Origin of the sequence: Plantactinospora sp. WMMC1484 (genome assembly GCF_049315195.1) — a bacterium.
Classification (GTDB): Bacteria; Actinomycetota; Actinomycetes; order Mycobacteriales; family Micromonosporaceae; genus Plantactinospora.
On record NZ_CP186055.1, the window covers coordinates 4,023,088 to 4,037,500 of the forward strand.

Sequence of the window (14,413 nt, forward strand, 5' to 3'; positions counted from 1 at the left end):
CGACACCTCGGGCTCCGAGCCGCCCGGCGGCGCGGGAGGCTACCCTTCGTCGATCGGCTGGAGCCGCACGTGGTCTATCAGCGCCTTGATCGCGTCCGCCCTGCCGGTGCCGAGTCCGTGCCGGGTCACGTTGAGCGCGCCGGCCGCGACTCCGGTGCGCAGCGCCGTAGGCAGGTCGGCGCCCTGCGCCAGAGCCGCGGCGACGCCGGCCGTCATCGAGTCGCCGGCGCCCCGGTGGTCGGCGACCTGCAGGGGCGGCACCTGCAACTCGACGAGCCGATCCTCGAAGAGGGCCAGCGCCGGCCGGTCGGCCCGGCTGATCAACACCGACCCGGCGCCATCGGCGCGGAGCTGCTCCGCCGCGGCGATCAGCTGGGGGCGGCTGTCGTCCTCGGCCCGCCCGTCGGCGATCAGTTCCTCGTGGCTCACCTTCACCAGCGCGACCCCACCGGCGAGCACGGCGCCGAGCTGGTCACCGGAGAGGTCGGCCACGATCCGGCGATCGCTGGCGGTCAGGTCCGCCGCCAGCCGCCGGTACACCTCGGCGTCGACCACCGACGGGTGGGCCGGACCGCTGAGCACGCAGACCGAGGCGCGTAGCCCTTCGGCCAACGTGATGTTATACAGCTCGTCCAGGTCGTGGCGGACCAGTGGCGCTCCCGGGTCCTCGGCGACCTCCTCCCGCCGGCCGTCCCGACGATCGTGTACGTACCAGCCGCTGCCCCGCTCGTGGGCGACCGTCCGTAGCGTCACACCCTCCTCGGCCAGCAGCGTCGTCAACACGCCGCCGACCTCGCCCCCGACGGCGGCGCACATGGTGACGTCGGCGCCGAGCGACACCATCATCCTGGCCTGCCAGACGCCCTGGCCGCCCGGGTGCAGATGCAACTCCAGCGCGTCTGCCTGCTGCTCGACCGTCACCGTCAACACGGGCGCGGGCGCGAAAACCATCACGGAGCCGTCCATGCCGACGGTTTTCCGCACCTCCCCCACGGGCGCGGATAGCCCGGATGGCCAGATCATGTGCGTACGGTGAACATCGGACGTCCGGACTGCCCGCCTCGGCCGGGGGATCATCGGAGTGCCGGCCGGACATCCGTCGTCCCGACCGCGCCGGACATCGAGCTGGGCCGGGTCTACCGGATCGACGCCGGGCGTCGGGGTACGCCGACGACCTGGTGACCGCGTTCCGGATGGTTCTCGACCGCGCCCGGCTACACCGCCCCGGACGCCCCGTGGTCGCCGCCGCGGGAGCGCTGACCTCGGTTCTGCCTGGTGCGTTGCCGTGGTGCGGTCCGGCCCGCCGAGCCGTTGGGGTGGCCCGCGCGGCGACCGGAGGAGGGCGTTCCGGACCCGTTGTCGTCATCCGGGCAGGGCAGGGCGGAGACCCGGACCAGGGCGTCCAGGTGGCCGAGCGGGCTGCCGTCCCGGGCGAGTCGCTGGCCACTGATCCAGACCCACTGGTTGTCGTAGTACGTGGAGAGGTCGAGGCGGACGAACTCCACCAGGAGACGAAGCGGGTGGCTGCCGTACCGCCAGTCCTCCTTGGCGATCTCCAGCACGGTGCCGGGGCGGACGTTGGGGGCGGCGGGCGGTTCGGTGCTCACCGGAACCGCCGGGCCGGGGTGTTCCGGCGTACGCCGGCGCTGGCGCCGGCGCTGGCGCAGGCCGGGCAGCTCAGGCTGCTGCCGCATCCGGCGCACCAGCGACGGGACGTGCGGTAGGTGCACAAGCCGGCTATGAATCCCAGTCCCATCCCGGCGATCGCTGCCGCGGTGACATACATGATGGGCCCTCCAATTCGGCGACTGAAAGTTACCTTTGCGTCGCCCATCGCGGGCTGCAAGGCCGCGAGACGAGATCCCTAGCGAGTGAGCAATTGAGCCTCATGAATCATCACCGCAGGTCACGCGGGAGTGCCGGGTTGCCGATCGCCGTCGGCCGACGTTTCCTGGACCGGTGGACTACTCGTGGCTGCACGCGCCGGCCGCTCAGGTGCCCGGGACGGCGCGGGAGCTTCTCGGCTGGGAGATCTCGGCCGGTGGCGTACGGGTCAGGCTGACCGAGGTCGAGGCGTACGCGGGCACGGGGGAGGATCCGGCCTCGCATGCTCATCGCGGCCCCACCCCTCGGGCCAGGGTGATGTTCGGGCCAGCGGGACACGCCTACACATACTTCGTGTTCGGCGTCCACTGGTGCCTGAACGTCGTGTGCGGCGCCGAGGGGGAGGCGGCGGCCGTCCTGCTGCGGGCGGGCGAGGTCGTCGACGGCCTGGACGTCGCCCGGCGACGCCGGGGGACGGTGCCGGATCGCGACCTCGCGCGCGGGCCCGCTCGACTCGTGGTGGCGCTCGGCGTCACCTCGGCGGCCAACGGCACGTCAATGGTCGACGGCAGCGGTCCGGTCCTGCTCACCCCGCCGGCGCACCCCGTGCCGGACTCCGCCGTCTCCACCGGTCCGCGGGTCGGGGTGGCCGCCGCGCACGACGTTCCGTGGCGCTTCTGGATCACCGGTGACGCCACCGTCAGTGCCTACCGCCGCCATGCGCCCCGGCGACGGCCGCTGCCCGACGGGGGATCGGAGCCGGAGGGGCGCCGGACCCGCGCCGTGGTGTCGCCACGACGCGGGCCCGGCGGCTGACGGCCGGGGCCGGTGCCCTGCCGGCCGGCCGTCGGAAGGGCTGGCCTACGGGAAGTTGTTCAGATACTGCACCTGGTTGGCGGTGTTGGCGGTGCCGCCGGAGTTGTTGATGATCCGGTTGATCGTGCCGACCCCGCCGAGCGAGACCGTCACCATGTTGTGGAACCGGACGCCCGAGGTGACCGGCACCTCGAAGGAGCGTTCGTTCACCACCGACGGGTTGACGTTGAAGTAGCAGTAGCTCCCCAGACCCCACGCCTCGTGGCTGGTCACCGAGTCGGCCACCTTGTACGCGGCGTAGCCCCGGGTCGACCCGTTCATCCAGGCCGCCTGGTTCGGCGGGTCGTACGGCTTCTCGTTCTGCAGGAAGTAGGTCCGCCCGCCGTTGCCGTTCCAGATCACCTCGTACTTCTGGAAGTGCTCGACGAAGAGGCCGTACATGGTGACGTTGTTGCCGTTCACCACCAGGCCGGTGTCGGCGGTGTTGACGTTCCAGCCGTACGTCCCCGGGTCGCCGTGGTCGGCCCGCCACAGCCACATGTGGTCACCGATCACGTTGTGGCTGTTGATCCGGAGGCTGGTGGTCGCCTTGCCGGGCACCGCGCCGCCGATCCGGAAGAAGACGTCGTGCAGCGAGGTGGGGTTGGCGGCGTGACTCGCCGACGAACCGGCCGGGCCGACCTCCATCAGCACCGACGAGTTGGTCGCGCCGGCCTCGAACATGATGCCGGCGACCTTCACCCCGTCGACGTCGGCGACCGTCATCGCGGTGATGCCGTTCTGCGGCTCGATGGTGGCCAGGCCGAGGCCGAGCACCACCGTGTCGGGCCGGGTCACCCGGATCGTCTCGGTGGTCCGGTAGAGCCCCGGGGTGAAGAGCAGGTTCTTCCCCTGGGCCAGCGCGGCGTTGATGGTTGCCGCGGTGGTGCCGGGCCGGACGACGAAGAACTGGCTCAGCGAGATCGACGAGCCGACCGGGGTCTTGTTGTACCAGCTCGTGCCCTGGCTGTTGGTGCGGATGCCGGGCACGAAGACCCGGTATTCACCGCTGCCGTCGACGTAGAGGAACGGCTTCTCCCGGACCACCGGGGTCTGCGCGACCACGGTGTGCGAGGGGTTGGGGAAGTGCGGCGCAGGAGCCCCGGTCACGCCGGTGAAGACCATGTTCCAGACCGAGCCGTTCCAGCTGCCGAACTCGCTGTTCCTGGAATACCACTGCTGCTGCGAGCCGGAGACGACCTGGCCGTCGATCTTGGTGTCGGCCAGCAGGCCGCCGCTGGCCCAGCCGTCGCCGCCGTTCCAGAGCTGGATCTGGTTGCCCGCGCCGCGCAGGTGCATCCGCCGGTACGGCGCCGCCTGGGAGACGGCCCAGCGCTCCACGATCGTGCCGGCCGGCAGGGTCACCGAGAGATTTTCCGCGGCCCGCCAGAAGTTCTGGGTGGCGTTGCCGCCGAACCAGAACGCCTCCGCCCGGACGTGCCCGTTGAGGTTGACGTCGTCCGGTGACATGCCGAGGCCGGCGACCTGGGTGAAGAAGCCGAGGTTGACGTCGGCGGTGTAGGTGCCGGGCTTGAAGAGCACCGCGTACCGCCGGGGGGCGAACTGGGCGGTCTCCTGCTCGGCGAAGATGGAGTTCAGCCGGCTCTGGATGGTCGACGTCGGTGTCGACGGGTCGAAGACGAAGGTGTTCGGCCCGAGGTTCGGGTTGCGCGGGTCGGTCGGCTCCACCGGGGGATCGCCGGGGCCACCGCCGCCGAACTCGCCGATCACCTGGAACTCCCAGAGCGAGTAGCCGTAGCCGGTGGCGCGGGTGGTGCCGTACATCCGGACGTACCGGCCGGAGCCGGAGACGTTCAGCGTCTGGATGCCGCCGCTGCCGGTGGTGGTGCTGTAGACGTTGGTCCAGCTGCTGCCGTTCGCGGAGACCTGGATCTGGAACGCCCGCCCGTACGCGGCCTCCCAGTTCAGCACGACCTGGCTGATCGTGGCGCTCGCGCCGAGGTCGACCTGGAGCCATTGTGGATCGCTGAACGCGCTGGACCAGCGGGTGCCGGTGTTTCCGTCGACGGCGGCCGAGGCGGCGAAGCCGCCACCCTCGGTGGAGGAGGCGGTGGCCGGCCTGCCCTGCGAGATCAGCGCCGGCGCCGCGTTCGCCGCCGGGGTGGGGCCGGCGAACGGGGTCAACGCGAGCAGCAGCGCCGCGGCGAGCGAGCCGGCGAGCCGGCGGGCCCCGGAGCGCCGGCCCGGGGACGGCCGGGACGGTCCCGGAAGCGCCCGGAACGGACTCGGTGGTACCCGGGATGGAAAACGATGAAAAATCATGATCCTGCCTGTCGGTGCGGAGGTGGGCCGGCGCCGCCCGCTCCCGAGGTCCGGGGGCGGGCGGGCCGAGCGGTGTCGGATGGGCGGTGTCGGATGGGCGGTGTCGGATGGGTGCCGACCGCCGGGGGTGCTGCTGCGGCGGCGTGCTGCGGGGGTTGACGGACGGGGTGAGCCGGAATGTTGGCGCCGACCTGGGAAGACGGACGTCGGCGGGTGGCCGTCGACCGGTCGGCCTCTGGACGGTAGAGAGCGCTCTCGCGGAAGCCCGAGTGTTGCGCCCACCTTCCACCGCCGTCAAGACATCAATTTATTACGACGTAATTTATCCCAGATGCCGGAACGTGCAGAGATGCAAGGAGGGGGCCCTTGTGCAACAGAAAGCGATAACCGGGGGCCCTTCCTTACCGGCGTCAGCCGGGAATTCCGCCGGCGGCGAGGAGGCGGGCGACGGGGAGGGTGGCGGCGCCGAGGGCCACCGCGTCGACGCCGAGCTGGCCCAGCTCGATGGTGGCCTGCTCGTACGGCTTCTGCAGCGCCTGTCCCGCCGCCGCTTCGCGGATCGCGGGCAGTAGGTGCGCGCCGAGCGCCATGCCGGCCCAGCCGCCCAGCACCACCCGCTCCGGGTTGAACAGGTTGATCAGGTTCGCCACGCCCGCGCCGAGGTAGCCGGCGGTCTCGGCCAGCACCTGCCGTGCGGTCGCGGAGCGGGGCGCCGCCTCGATCAGGGCGCCCAGCCGGGACTCCTCGTCGGCACCGGGAACCGGCCGGCCCCGGCGGGCCTCCCGGTAGCGGTCGAGGACGCCCTCCGCGCCGACGTACGCCTCCAGGCAGCCTCGGGCGCCGCACCGGCAGGACCGGCCGCCGTAGACCAAAGTGGTGTGTCCCCACTCGCCGGCGCTGCTCGACACCCCCCGGTACATCACCCCGTTGGTCACCACCGCCGCGCCGACGCCGGAGCCGACCAGCGCGAAGACGGCGTGCCGGCTGCCCCGCCCGGCCCCGAACCACATCTCGGCCTGGCCCAACGTCTTCGCGCCGTTGTCGACGTGCACCGGCAGGTCGACCTCGGCCCGGATCAACCGCTCCAGCGGTACGCCGTGCCAGCCGAGCGTCTGGGCGTGCACGATCGACTCGCCGTCCTGCACCACCACCCCGGAGACGCCGATGCCGATGCCGAGGATGTCGGTGGGCGGCACCCCGGCCTTCCCGGTCACCGCGTCGAGCCCGGCCAGGATGTGCCGGACCACCGTGGCCGGCTCCGGGCCGGCGGCGTCGAGCGGGTAGTCGGCGCTGGCCAGCATGGTCATCGCGAGGTCGAAGAGTTCGACCCGTACCCGGGTCTCGCCGACGTCGACCCCGGCGACCAGGGCGTAGCGCGGCGCCACCCGGAGCATCATGCTGGGGCGGCCACCGTCGGATTCCACGGCACCGGCCTCGACCACCAGGCCGGCGCCGATCAGGTCGCCGACCACGTTGCTGACGGCGGGCTGGCTGAGCCCGGTGAACCGGGCGAGGTCCTGCCGGGTCAGCGGGCCTTCGAGGAACAACTTCGACAGCAGGGCGGACCGGTTGCGCTGCCGCACGAACCGGTTCGTCGTCCGTTCCAGGTCCACCCACCACCTCGATAAACCCGGGTTCGCCGGGAGTCACTGTACGGCTCGTCCTTGACGGGCGAGCCGGTAGACACTTTAATAACCGCGTAAATTAAGCCTTGATGGAACCCCTTCGGTGACGCTCGTTCCACGCCCGCCGACGGTGATCGTGCCCGTACCGCTCCACCACCCCGGCCGCCCCGAGGGCCCCGTTCCGGCGCACCAGCCGGGGGCCGGCGGGGCCGCCGGCCGACGCAGAAGGGCAAGTCGTGTCCAGACGACACCTCGCAATGGTCGTCGCGGCCCTGCTGACGACCGCCTCCCTCGCCGCCTGCGGCGACGGCGGCGGCTCCTCGGAGGGCGCGGCGAAGACCCTCACCTACTGGGCCAGCAACCAGGGCGCCAGCATCGAGTTCGACAAGCAGACCCTCCAGCCCGAGCTGGACAAGTTCGAGCAGCAGACCGGCATCACGGTCAACCTCGAGGTCGTGCCCTGGTCGGACCTGCTCAACCGGCTGCTCGCCGCCGCCACCTCCGGCAAGGGGCCGGACGTGGTCAACATCGGCAACACCTGGTCGGCCTCGTTACAGGCCACCAACGCGCTGGTCCCGTTCGACGACGAGACCCTGGGCAAGGTCGGCGGCAAGGACCGGTTCGTGCCGGCCGCGCTCGCCGCCGCCGGTGCGCCCGGCAAGCCGCCGACCGCGGTGCCGCTCTACAGCCTGGCGTACGCGCTCTACTACAACAAGCAGATGTTCACCGACGCCGGGATCGCCGCACCCCCCACCACCTGGGAGGAGCTGGTCGAGACGGGTAAGAAGCTGACCAGGTCCGGTCAGTGGGGCCTGGCCGTGGAGGGTGCGAACCCGTCGGAGAACTCCCACCACGCCTTCGCCTTCGGGCAGCAGTGGGGCGGCGAGTGGTTCGACCAGGCGGGCAAGCCGACCTTCGACACCCCGCAGAACGTCGCCGCGGTCAAGCGGTACGTCGACCTGATGGCGGTCGACAAGATCGTCAACCCGAGCAACGCCGAGTATGCCCAGAACCAGTCCGTCGCCGACTTCGCCAACCGCAAGGCGGCGATGCTGCTCTGGCAGGCCGCCGGGTCGAATCTCAAGGCACAGGGGATGAGCCCGGACGAGTGGGGGCTCGCCCCGGTGCCGTTCCCGGCCGTCACCCCGCCCGGCGGCAAGAAGATCAATAGCATGGTCGCCGGCATCAACCTGGCGATCTTCAAGCACACCGAGAACCTCGACGGTGCGCTCCAGTTCGTCAAGTTCATGACCAGCGACGAGGAGCAGGTCATCCTCAACAAGACCTACGGCTCGCTGCCGTCGGTCAAGACGGTGAGCGCCGACCCGGCGTTCCAGGGGCCGGAGCAGAAGGTGCTCGGCGAGGTCCTCGCCACCACCGCCGCACCGCTGCCGCAGGTGCCGGAGGAGAGCCAGTTCGAGACCCTGGTCGGCACCGCCATGAAGGAACTCTTCGCCGACGCCGCCGGTGGCAAGCCGGTCACCGAGGCGTCGGTCAAGGAGAAGCTCGGCGTGGCGCAACAGAAGATGGGCAGCTGAGCCGCGACGCCGACGGTTGACCGTGGAGGGGGACCGCCGCCCCCTCCACGGTCCACCCTGAAAGGATCCGATGGCCACCACCACCATGCCGCCCGGCCCCGTACGGCCCGCCGGGCGCCCGGCCGAGGGCGGCGCGGCGCGCCGGGGCGGGCGCCGTAGGACACGCCGGTCGTACCTGCCCTACCTGCTGCTCGTCCCCGCCGCCCTGCTCGAACTCGGCATCCACGTGATCCCGATGCTCGTCGGGGTCTGGATGAGCCTGCTCGAGCTCACCCAGTTCCACATCCGCGACTGGTCCACGGCGCCCTTCGCCGGCCTGGACAACTACCGGGTCACCTTCGACTTCGACTCCGCCACCGGCCGCGACCTGCTGCACTCGTTCTGGGTGACCGCGCTCTACACCACGCTGTCGGTCGGGCTCTCCTGGATGCTCGGGCTGGCGGCGGCGGTCTTCATGCAACGGCCGTTCCGGGGCCGGGCGCTGCTGCGGACCCTCTTCCTGACCCCGTACGCGCTGCCGGTCTACACCGCCGTGATCACCTGGACCTTCATGTTCCAGCGGGACACCGGCCTGGTGAACCACGCCCTCGACCAGCTCGGCCTGATCGACGGCGCCAACCCGCCCTTCTGGCTGATCGGCGACAACAGTTTCGTCGCCCTGCTCGTGGTCTCGGTCTGGCGCTCCTGGCCTTTCGCCTTCCTCTGCCTGATGGCCGGGCTGCAGAACGTGCCGCCGGAACTCTACGAGGCGTCGGCGATCGACGGGGCGAACTTCTGGCGGCGGCTGCGCGACGTCACCCTGCCGATGCTCCGGCCGGTCAACCAGGTGCTGCTGCTGGTCCTCTTCCTCTGGACCTTCAACGACTTCAACACCCCGTACGTGCTCTTCGGCGGCTCGGCACCGCGCGAGGCCGACCTGATCTCCATCCACATCTACCAGAGCTCCTTCGTCACCTGGAACTTCGGCCTCGGCTCGGCGATGTCGGTGGCGCTGCTGCTCTTCCTGCTCGTCGTCACCGCCGCGTACCTGCTCGTCACCAACCGCAGGAGAGAGCATGCGTGAGTCAACCGGCGAACGCTGGGCCCGCCGCGTCGTGCTCAGCCTGCTGACCCTCTTCGTCCTCGCCCCGCTCTACGTGATGCTCAGCTCCGGGCTCAAGCCGCTGCGCGACGTGCAGGGCGAGTTCACCTGGCTGCCCAGCCGGATCACCGCGCAGCCCTTCGTGGACATGTGGCAGACCGTGCCGCTCGGCCGCTACCTGGTGAACAGCCTGCTGGTGGCGAGCGCCGCCGCCGTGGTCTCGGTGGCGATCGCGATCTTCGCCGCCTTCGCGATCAGCCGGTACCGGTTCCGGGGCCGGCAGCTCTTCTCGGTCACCGTGCTCTCGACGCAGATGTTCCCCGGCATCCTCTTCCTGCTGCCGCTCTTCCTGATCTACGTCAACCTCGGCAACCTGACCGGGATCGAGCTCTACGCCAGCCGGCTCGGGCTGACCATCACCTACCTCACCTTCTCGCTGCCCTTCTCCATCTGGATGCTGGTCGGCTACTTCGACTCGATCCCGCGCGGGCTCGACGAGGCGGCACAGGTGGACGGGGCCGGACCGCTGCGCACCCTCTTCCAGGTCATCCTGCCGACGGCGGTGCCGGGCATTGTCGCGGTCACCGTGTACGCCTTCATGACCGCCTGGGGGGAGGTCCTCTTCGCCTCCGTGATGACCGACGAGAACAGCCGCACCCTCGCCGTGGGACTCCAGGGGTACGCGACCCAGTACAACGTCTACTGGAACCAGGCGATGGCCGCCTCGGTGGTGGTGAGCATTCCGGTGGTGGTCGGCTTCCTCGCCCTGCAGCGCTACTTCGTCGCCGGCCTGACCGCCGGAGCGGTCAAGTGAGCCGCAGGGCGACCGCCGGAGCGGTCACGTGAGCCCCGCGCGCCGAACCCGGTCCGTCGGGCCACCGCCCCCCGGACCGCCGTCCGTCGAGCCATCGTCCGTCGCGCCACCGTCCAATTGGGCTGTGACCAGCGCGGTCAGCAGGTTCTGAACTACCCGAGGAGAGTCGACCAGTGCCGGATCTCGCCAAGTTGCCGCCGAACTTCACCTGGGGCGTCGCCACGGCGGCGTACCAGATCGAGGGCGCCGTGGGGGTGGACGGCCGCAAGCCCTCCATCTGGGACACCTGGAGCCGGGTGCCCGGTAACGTCGACAACGGCGACACCGGCGACGAGGCGTGCGACCACTACCACCGGTGGCCGGAGGACCTGGCCCTGATGCGCCGGCTCGGCGTCGGGGCGTACCGGTTCTCGGTCGCCTGGCCCCGGGTCATGCCGGACGGGCTCGGCCCGGTCAACCCGGCCGGCCTGGCCTTCTACGACCGGCTGGTCGACGCGCTGCTGGCGGCCGGGATCCGGCCGCTGGTCACGCTCTACCACTGGGACCTGCCGCAGGCGTTGCAGGACCGGGGCGGCTGGCCGGAGCGCTCCACGGCCGAGGCCTTCGCCGACTACGCCTCGGTGGTGGCCGGGGCGCTCGGCGACCGGGTCACCGACTGGGTGACGGTGAACGAACCGCTCTGCGTCTCCTGGATCGGACACCTGGAGGGCCGGATGGCCCCCGGTGAGCAGGACCTGACCCGGGCGGTCGCCGCCGCCCACCACACCCTGCTGGCACACGGTCTCGGCGTCACGGCGGTCCGCGCCGCCGCGAGCCTGCCGGCCTCGGTCGGCATCGTGCTCAACCCGAGCCCCTGCGAGCCGGGCAGCGATCGGCCGGAGGACGTGGCCGCGGCGGTACGCGCCGACGGGCACGTCAACCGGTGGTGGCTGGACCCGCTCTACGGGCGCGGCTACCCGGCCGACATGCTCGCCACCTACGGCGTCGAGCCGCCGGTCCGCCCCGGTGATCTGGAGTGCATCGCCACCCCCACCGACTTCCTCGGACTGAACTACTACTTCCGGCAGGTGATCGTCGACGACCCGGAGGGGCCGGTGCCATACGCCCGGCAGATCCCGGTGCCGGGCTCGGTGCAGACCGCGATGGGCTGGGAGGCGTACCCGGCCGGCCTGGAGGAGCTGCTGGTCTCGGTCACCGAGAGGTACGCCCCGCCCCGGATCCTGGTGACCGAGAGTGGTTCGGCCTGGCCCGACACGGTCACCGCCGAGGGCGGGATCGAGGACAAGGAGCGGACGGCGTATCTGGAGGAGCACCTCCAGGCCTGCGTGGCGGCCGCCGCCCGTGGCGTGCCGGTCGAGGGCTACTTCTACTGGTCGCTGCTGGACAACTTCGAGTGGGCGTACGGCTACGACAAGCGGTTCGGCCTGGTGCACGTCGACTACGCGACGCAGCGGCGCACGATGAAGGCGAGCGGGCTGCGCTACGCCGAGATCATCCGGGAGCACCAGCGGCTCGGTGAACGCCCGGAAAGCTCGCCGGTGGGGTAGGAGCCCGCCGCGGGGCCGTCACCGGCCGTTCACCTCGGTCGGGGCGGTCGTCCCGGCCCCGTCGCCCGGCGGCGTCCGGGCCGCCGAGGCCGGGACCGTGCGCGACCCGGCGGCATCGACGCGGGTACGGTGTGCGGAGCCCTCGACGGGCCGACGGCGTCCCGCCTACTCCATTTCCACCGAGGAGTGCACGATCAGATGAGTGATCCGGTCCAGAGCCCCGGGCAGCCGGGGCCGACCAGCCCGCAGCGCCCCAGCAAGCAGGAGCGACGGGCCGCCGCCGCAGCCGCCGCCGCGCAGGCCGCCGCGACCCGGGCCCGCCGGCAGCGGGTGAGCGGCGCCGTCATCGGAGTCGTCCTGGTCGGCCTCGGCGTCGCCGCCCTCGTCGTACTGCCGAACGTGCTGGACGGGGAGCCGACCTCGTCGGCCGCTCCGGCGGCAACCGCCTCGCCCACCCCGGCGGACGTGCCGACCGCCGGGCCGGCCCCGACCGTGGCGCCGGAGGGTCCGGCGGCGTCCCGGCCGCCGGCGGACCTGGATCCCCGGCTGGCCCAGCGGCCGACGGTCGAGGCCGGCAGCGGCGAGCTGACCAAGCTCACGGTCACCCCGCTGATCGAGGGGACCGGGCCGGCCGTGCGGGCAGGTCAGCAGATCCTGGTCAACTACGTCGGCGTCTCCTACGAAACGGGCCAGGAGTTCGACGCCTCGTGGAACCGGGGTCAGCCGTTCCAGACCGAGATCGGGACCGGCGCCGTCATCCCCGGGTGGGACCAGGGCCTGGTGGGGGTCAGGGCCGGCAGCCGGGTACGCCTCGACATCCCGTCCGACCTCGCCTACGGCGACAACCCGACCGGTGGCCAGCCGGGCGGCCCCCTCCGGTTCGTCGTGGACGTCCTGGCGGTGCAGTAGTCCGTCCCGGCCGGCACGAGAGGCACGAGAGGCACGAGAGGCGCGAGAGGCGCGAACGACGGCGGCCGCGACCCGGGAGAGGTCGCGGCCACCGTGCATCTCGGGTACGGCCGTCTCCGGCACAGTCGGCCGTGTCGTGCGCTCCGGCTCGGCCTTTCCGGCTCGGCCTTTCCGGCTCGGCCTTTCCGGCTCGGCCTTTCCGGTTCAGGCGGCCGGCGTGGGCGCGGAGTCGCTCTCCGCGTGGGACTCGGTGCCGGTGCGCGGGGCGGTGTCGACCGCCTCCACGGTCTCCTGGTCACGATGTGCCCGATACTGCCGGATCGAGTACGCCAGCGCGAGCGCCCAGACCAGGTAGATCACCGCATAGACGGAGTACCGGACGCCGTCCGGCGCGTCGATCCAGTCGCTGCGCAGCAGGGTCCGGACGTTGGTCAGGATGATCACACCGCCGACCGCCGAGCCGAGGATCCGGGGCGGGATGTGCCGGACCAGCCATGCGGCGACCGGCGCGGCGATCACACCGCCGAGCAGCAGCGCGACGACCCAACCGAAGTTGACGTTCTCGCTGCCGAGGCCGACCAGGAAGCCGAGGCTCGCGGCCACCGCGACCAGGAACTCGCTGGTGTCGATCGAGCCGATCACCTTGCGGGGTGCCATCCGGCCGCTGGCCAGGATCGCCGGGGTGCCGACCGGTCCCCACCCGCCGCCACCGGTCGAGTCGACGAAACCGGCGACGAGCCCGAGCGGGGCCAGGAACCGCTTGCGCAGCGGCTGGCCGAGCCGGTCGCGGGGGATGCCGGCGGCGGTGAACCGGACCAGGATGTAGATCCCCAGGGTGAGCAGCAGCAGCGCCATGATCGGCGCGGCGACCTCGGTGGAGAGGCTGGACAGGAAGGTGGCCCCGGCGAAGGCGCCGATCGCACCCGGTATGCCGATCTTGGTGACGACCTTCCAGTCGACGTTGCCGAATCGCCAGTGCGCGGCGCCGGAGGCGAGGGTGGTGCCGATCTCGGCCAGGTGGACGGTGGCGGACGCCGCCGCCGGGTTGGTGCCGATCGCCAGCAGCAGGGTGGTGGAGGTTACCCCGTAGGCCATGCCGAGACTGCCGTCGACGAGCTGGGCGCCGAGCCCGACCAGGGCGAGAAGCAGGAGTTTTCGCACGGGTGTTCCTTCCCGGAGGTGGTCGAGGGAGGCTGTCCGGGCTGGTGATCGAGGCGTTCCCGCCGGGACCAGCGCCGACAGTCGATACGACGACGGGTGCGTATCTGGGGTACGGGGCGGTGGGGAGGTGCTCCGCTGCACTAATTCCCCACCTAACCCATAGGGATTGTCGACCGGACCGGCCGAGGAGTCAACCCCGGCCGGCAGCACGCTGGCGGCCCAGCCCGGTGGAGCACCGCGGCTACTCGGGCCGGGCGGATCAGACCGGAGGATGCCCCGCTCCGGCGGAGCCCTCCTCGCGCCGGCCGCTACCGGCGACGGATGAGCCCGCCCTTCGTCGCTGGACCGGGCGTTGGCCACAGGCGGCAAACCGGGGTACGGCCCGGCGGCCGGCATGGTGGACAATCTGCACCGTGACCGATAGCAGCCCTCCCTCCACCACGTCCGCCGGCTGGGAATCTCCGCTCGAGGACCTGCGGTGGCGGGGTCTTGTCTTCGACTCGACCGACCCCGCCGAGTTGCGGGAGCACTTCGGCTCCGGTCCGGTGATCTTCTATGTCGGGTTCGACCCGACCGCGCCGAGCCTGCATATCGGTAACCTGCTGCAGGTGCTGACCGCGCGCCGGCTGCAACTCGCCGGGCACCGGCCGCTGCTGTTGGTCGGCGGGGCGACCGGCCTGATCGGCGATCCCAACGAGCGGGGCGAGCGGACGCTGAACAGCCCGGAGGTGGTGGCGAGCTGGGTCGAGCGGATCCGCGAGCAGCTTTCGCCCTTC

The 14,413-nt window shown here is 71.5% G+C and carries 12 protein-coding genes (1 of these 12 cut by a window edge); 7 read left to right on the plus strand and 5 right to left on the minus strand.

All coding sequences use genetic code 11. The features are described 5' to 3' along the window. Window positions 1-39 precede the first annotated feature (39 nt). Together ACN28C_RS17700 and ACN28C_RS17705 are read right to left on the minus strand one after the other, a co-directional pair. Window positions 40-966: a 1-phosphofructokinase family hexose kinase gene (locus tag ACN28C_RS17700; RefSeq protein ID WP_422768649.1), complete on the minus strand. Its 927-nt coding sequence runs from the start codon at window positions 964-966 to the stop codon at window positions 40-42. A 248-nt stretch (window positions 967-1,214) separates the two neighbouring features. Beyond that, entirely contained in the window at window positions 1,215-1,694 is a 480-nt protein-coding gene (locus tag ACN28C_RS17705; protein ID WP_422768650.1) for a hypothetical protein, read from the minus strand. A gap of 265 nt (window positions 1,695-1,959) precedes the next feature. Between ACN28C_RS17705 and ACN28C_RS17710 the strand changes: the two genes are divergently transcribed. Continuing rightward, window positions 1,960-2,640, plus strand: a complete 681-nt coding sequence (locus tag ACN28C_RS17710) for a DNA-3-methyladenine glycosylase (RefSeq protein WP_422768651.1) — start codon at window positions 1,960-1,962, stop codon at window positions 2,638-2,640. Between the two features lie 45 nt (window positions 2,641-2,685). Here ACN28C_RS17710 and ACN28C_RS17715 read toward each other — a convergent pair whose 3' ends face one another. Together ACN28C_RS17715 and ACN28C_RS17720 are read right to left on the minus strand one after the other, a co-directional pair. Then, window positions 2,686-4,962: a discoidin domain-containing protein gene (locus ACN28C_RS17715; protein ID WP_422768652.1), complete on the minus strand. Its 2,277-nt coding sequence runs from the start codon at window positions 4,960-4,962 to the stop codon at window positions 2,686-2,688. A gap of 410 nt (window positions 4,963-5,372) precedes the next feature. Next, entirely contained in the window at window positions 5,373-6,575 is a 1,203-nt protein-coding gene (locus ACN28C_RS17720; protein WP_422768653.1) for an ROK family transcriptional regulator, read from the minus strand. Window positions 6,576-6,823: 248 nt separating this feature from the next. On the opposite strand from ACN28C_RS17720, the gene ACN28C_RS17725 reads away from it, so the two are divergent. The 5 genes from ACN28C_RS17725 to ACN28C_RS17745 all read left to right on the plus strand — a co-directional run bounded on the left by ACN28C_RS17725 (window position 6,824) and on the right by ACN28C_RS17745 (window position 12,476). Next, window positions 6,824-8,125 (plus strand): ABC transporter substrate-binding protein, encoded by a 1,302-nt coding sequence (locus ACN28C_RS17725; protein ID WP_422768654.1) that lies wholly within the window; start codon window positions 6,824-6,826, stop codon window positions 8,123-8,125. 70 nt (window positions 8,126-8,195) lie between these two features. After that, complete coding sequence (locus tag ACN28C_RS17730) at window positions 8,196-9,188, plus strand: carbohydrate ABC transporter permease (RefSeq protein ID WP_422768655.1); 993 nt, start codon at window positions 8,196-8,198, stop codon at window positions 9,186-9,188. Further along, the gene (locus ACN28C_RS17735; RefSeq protein ID WP_422768656.1) at window positions 9,181-10,020 is read left to right on the plus strand and encodes a carbohydrate ABC transporter permease; all 840 of its coding nucleotides are present in this window, start codon (window positions 9,181-9,183) and stop codon (window positions 10,018-10,020) included. The genes ACN28C_RS17730 and ACN28C_RS17735 overlap by 8 nt, the downstream gene beginning before the upstream one ends. A gap of 173 nt (window positions 10,021-10,193) precedes the next feature. Further along, entirely contained in the window at window positions 10,194-11,567 is a 1,374-nt protein-coding gene (locus tag ACN28C_RS17740; RefSeq protein WP_422768657.1) for a GH1 family beta-glucosidase, read from the plus strand. A gap of 198 nt (window positions 11,568-11,765) precedes the next feature. Further along, window positions 11,766-12,476, plus strand: a complete 711-nt coding sequence (locus ACN28C_RS17745) for an FKBP-type peptidyl-prolyl cis-trans isomerase (RefSeq protein WP_422768658.1) — start codon at window positions 11,766-11,768, stop codon at window positions 12,474-12,476. A gap of 204 nt (window positions 12,477-12,680) precedes the next feature. Here the strand turns inward: ACN28C_RS17745 and ACN28C_RS17750 are convergent, their stop codons facing one another. After that, entirely contained in the window at window positions 12,681-13,637 is a 957-nt protein-coding gene (locus tag ACN28C_RS17750) for a sulfite exporter TauE/SafE family protein (protein ID WP_422768659.1), read from the minus strand. Between the two features lie 413 nt (window positions 13,638-14,050). Between ACN28C_RS17750 and tyrS the strand changes: the two genes are divergently transcribed. Continuing rightward, window positions 14,051-14,413, plus strand: the 5' portion of a protein-coding gene (gene tyrS / locus ACN28C_RS17755) for a tyrosine--tRNA ligase (protein WP_422768660.1). Its footprint extends 945 nt past the window's final position; 363 of the gene's 1,308 nt are visible here — the first part of the coding sequence; the start codon lies at window positions 14,051-14,053; its stop codon lies beyond the right edge, outside the window.

Bases quoted from the DNA above. Each gene is read 5' to 3' on its own strand.
- ACN28C_RS17735 (WP_422768656.1), top strand. From the start codon at position 9,181: ATGCGTGAGTCAACCGGCGAACGCTGGGCCCGCCGCGTCGTGCTCAGC.
- ACN28C_RS17715 (WP_422768652.1), bottom strand. From the start codon at position 4,962: ATGATTTTTCATCGTTTTCCATCCCGGGTACCACCGAGTCCGTTCCGG.
- ACN28C_RS17730 (WP_422768655.1), top strand. From the start codon at position 8,196: ATGGCCACCACCACCATGCCGCCCGGCCCCGTACGGCCCGCCGGGCGC.
- ACN28C_RS17745 (WP_422768658.1), top strand. From the start codon at position 11,766: ATGAGTGATCCGGTCCAGAGCCCCGGGCAGCCGGGGCCGACCAGCCCG.
- ACN28C_RS17705 (WP_422768650.1), bottom strand. From the start codon at position 1,694: ATGCGGCAGCAGCCTGAGCTGCCCGGCCTGCGCCAGCGCCGGCGCCAG.
- ACN28C_RS17700 (WP_422768649.1), bottom strand. From the start codon at position 966: ATGGACGGCTCCGTGATGGTTTTCGCGCCCGCGCCCGTGTTGACGGTG.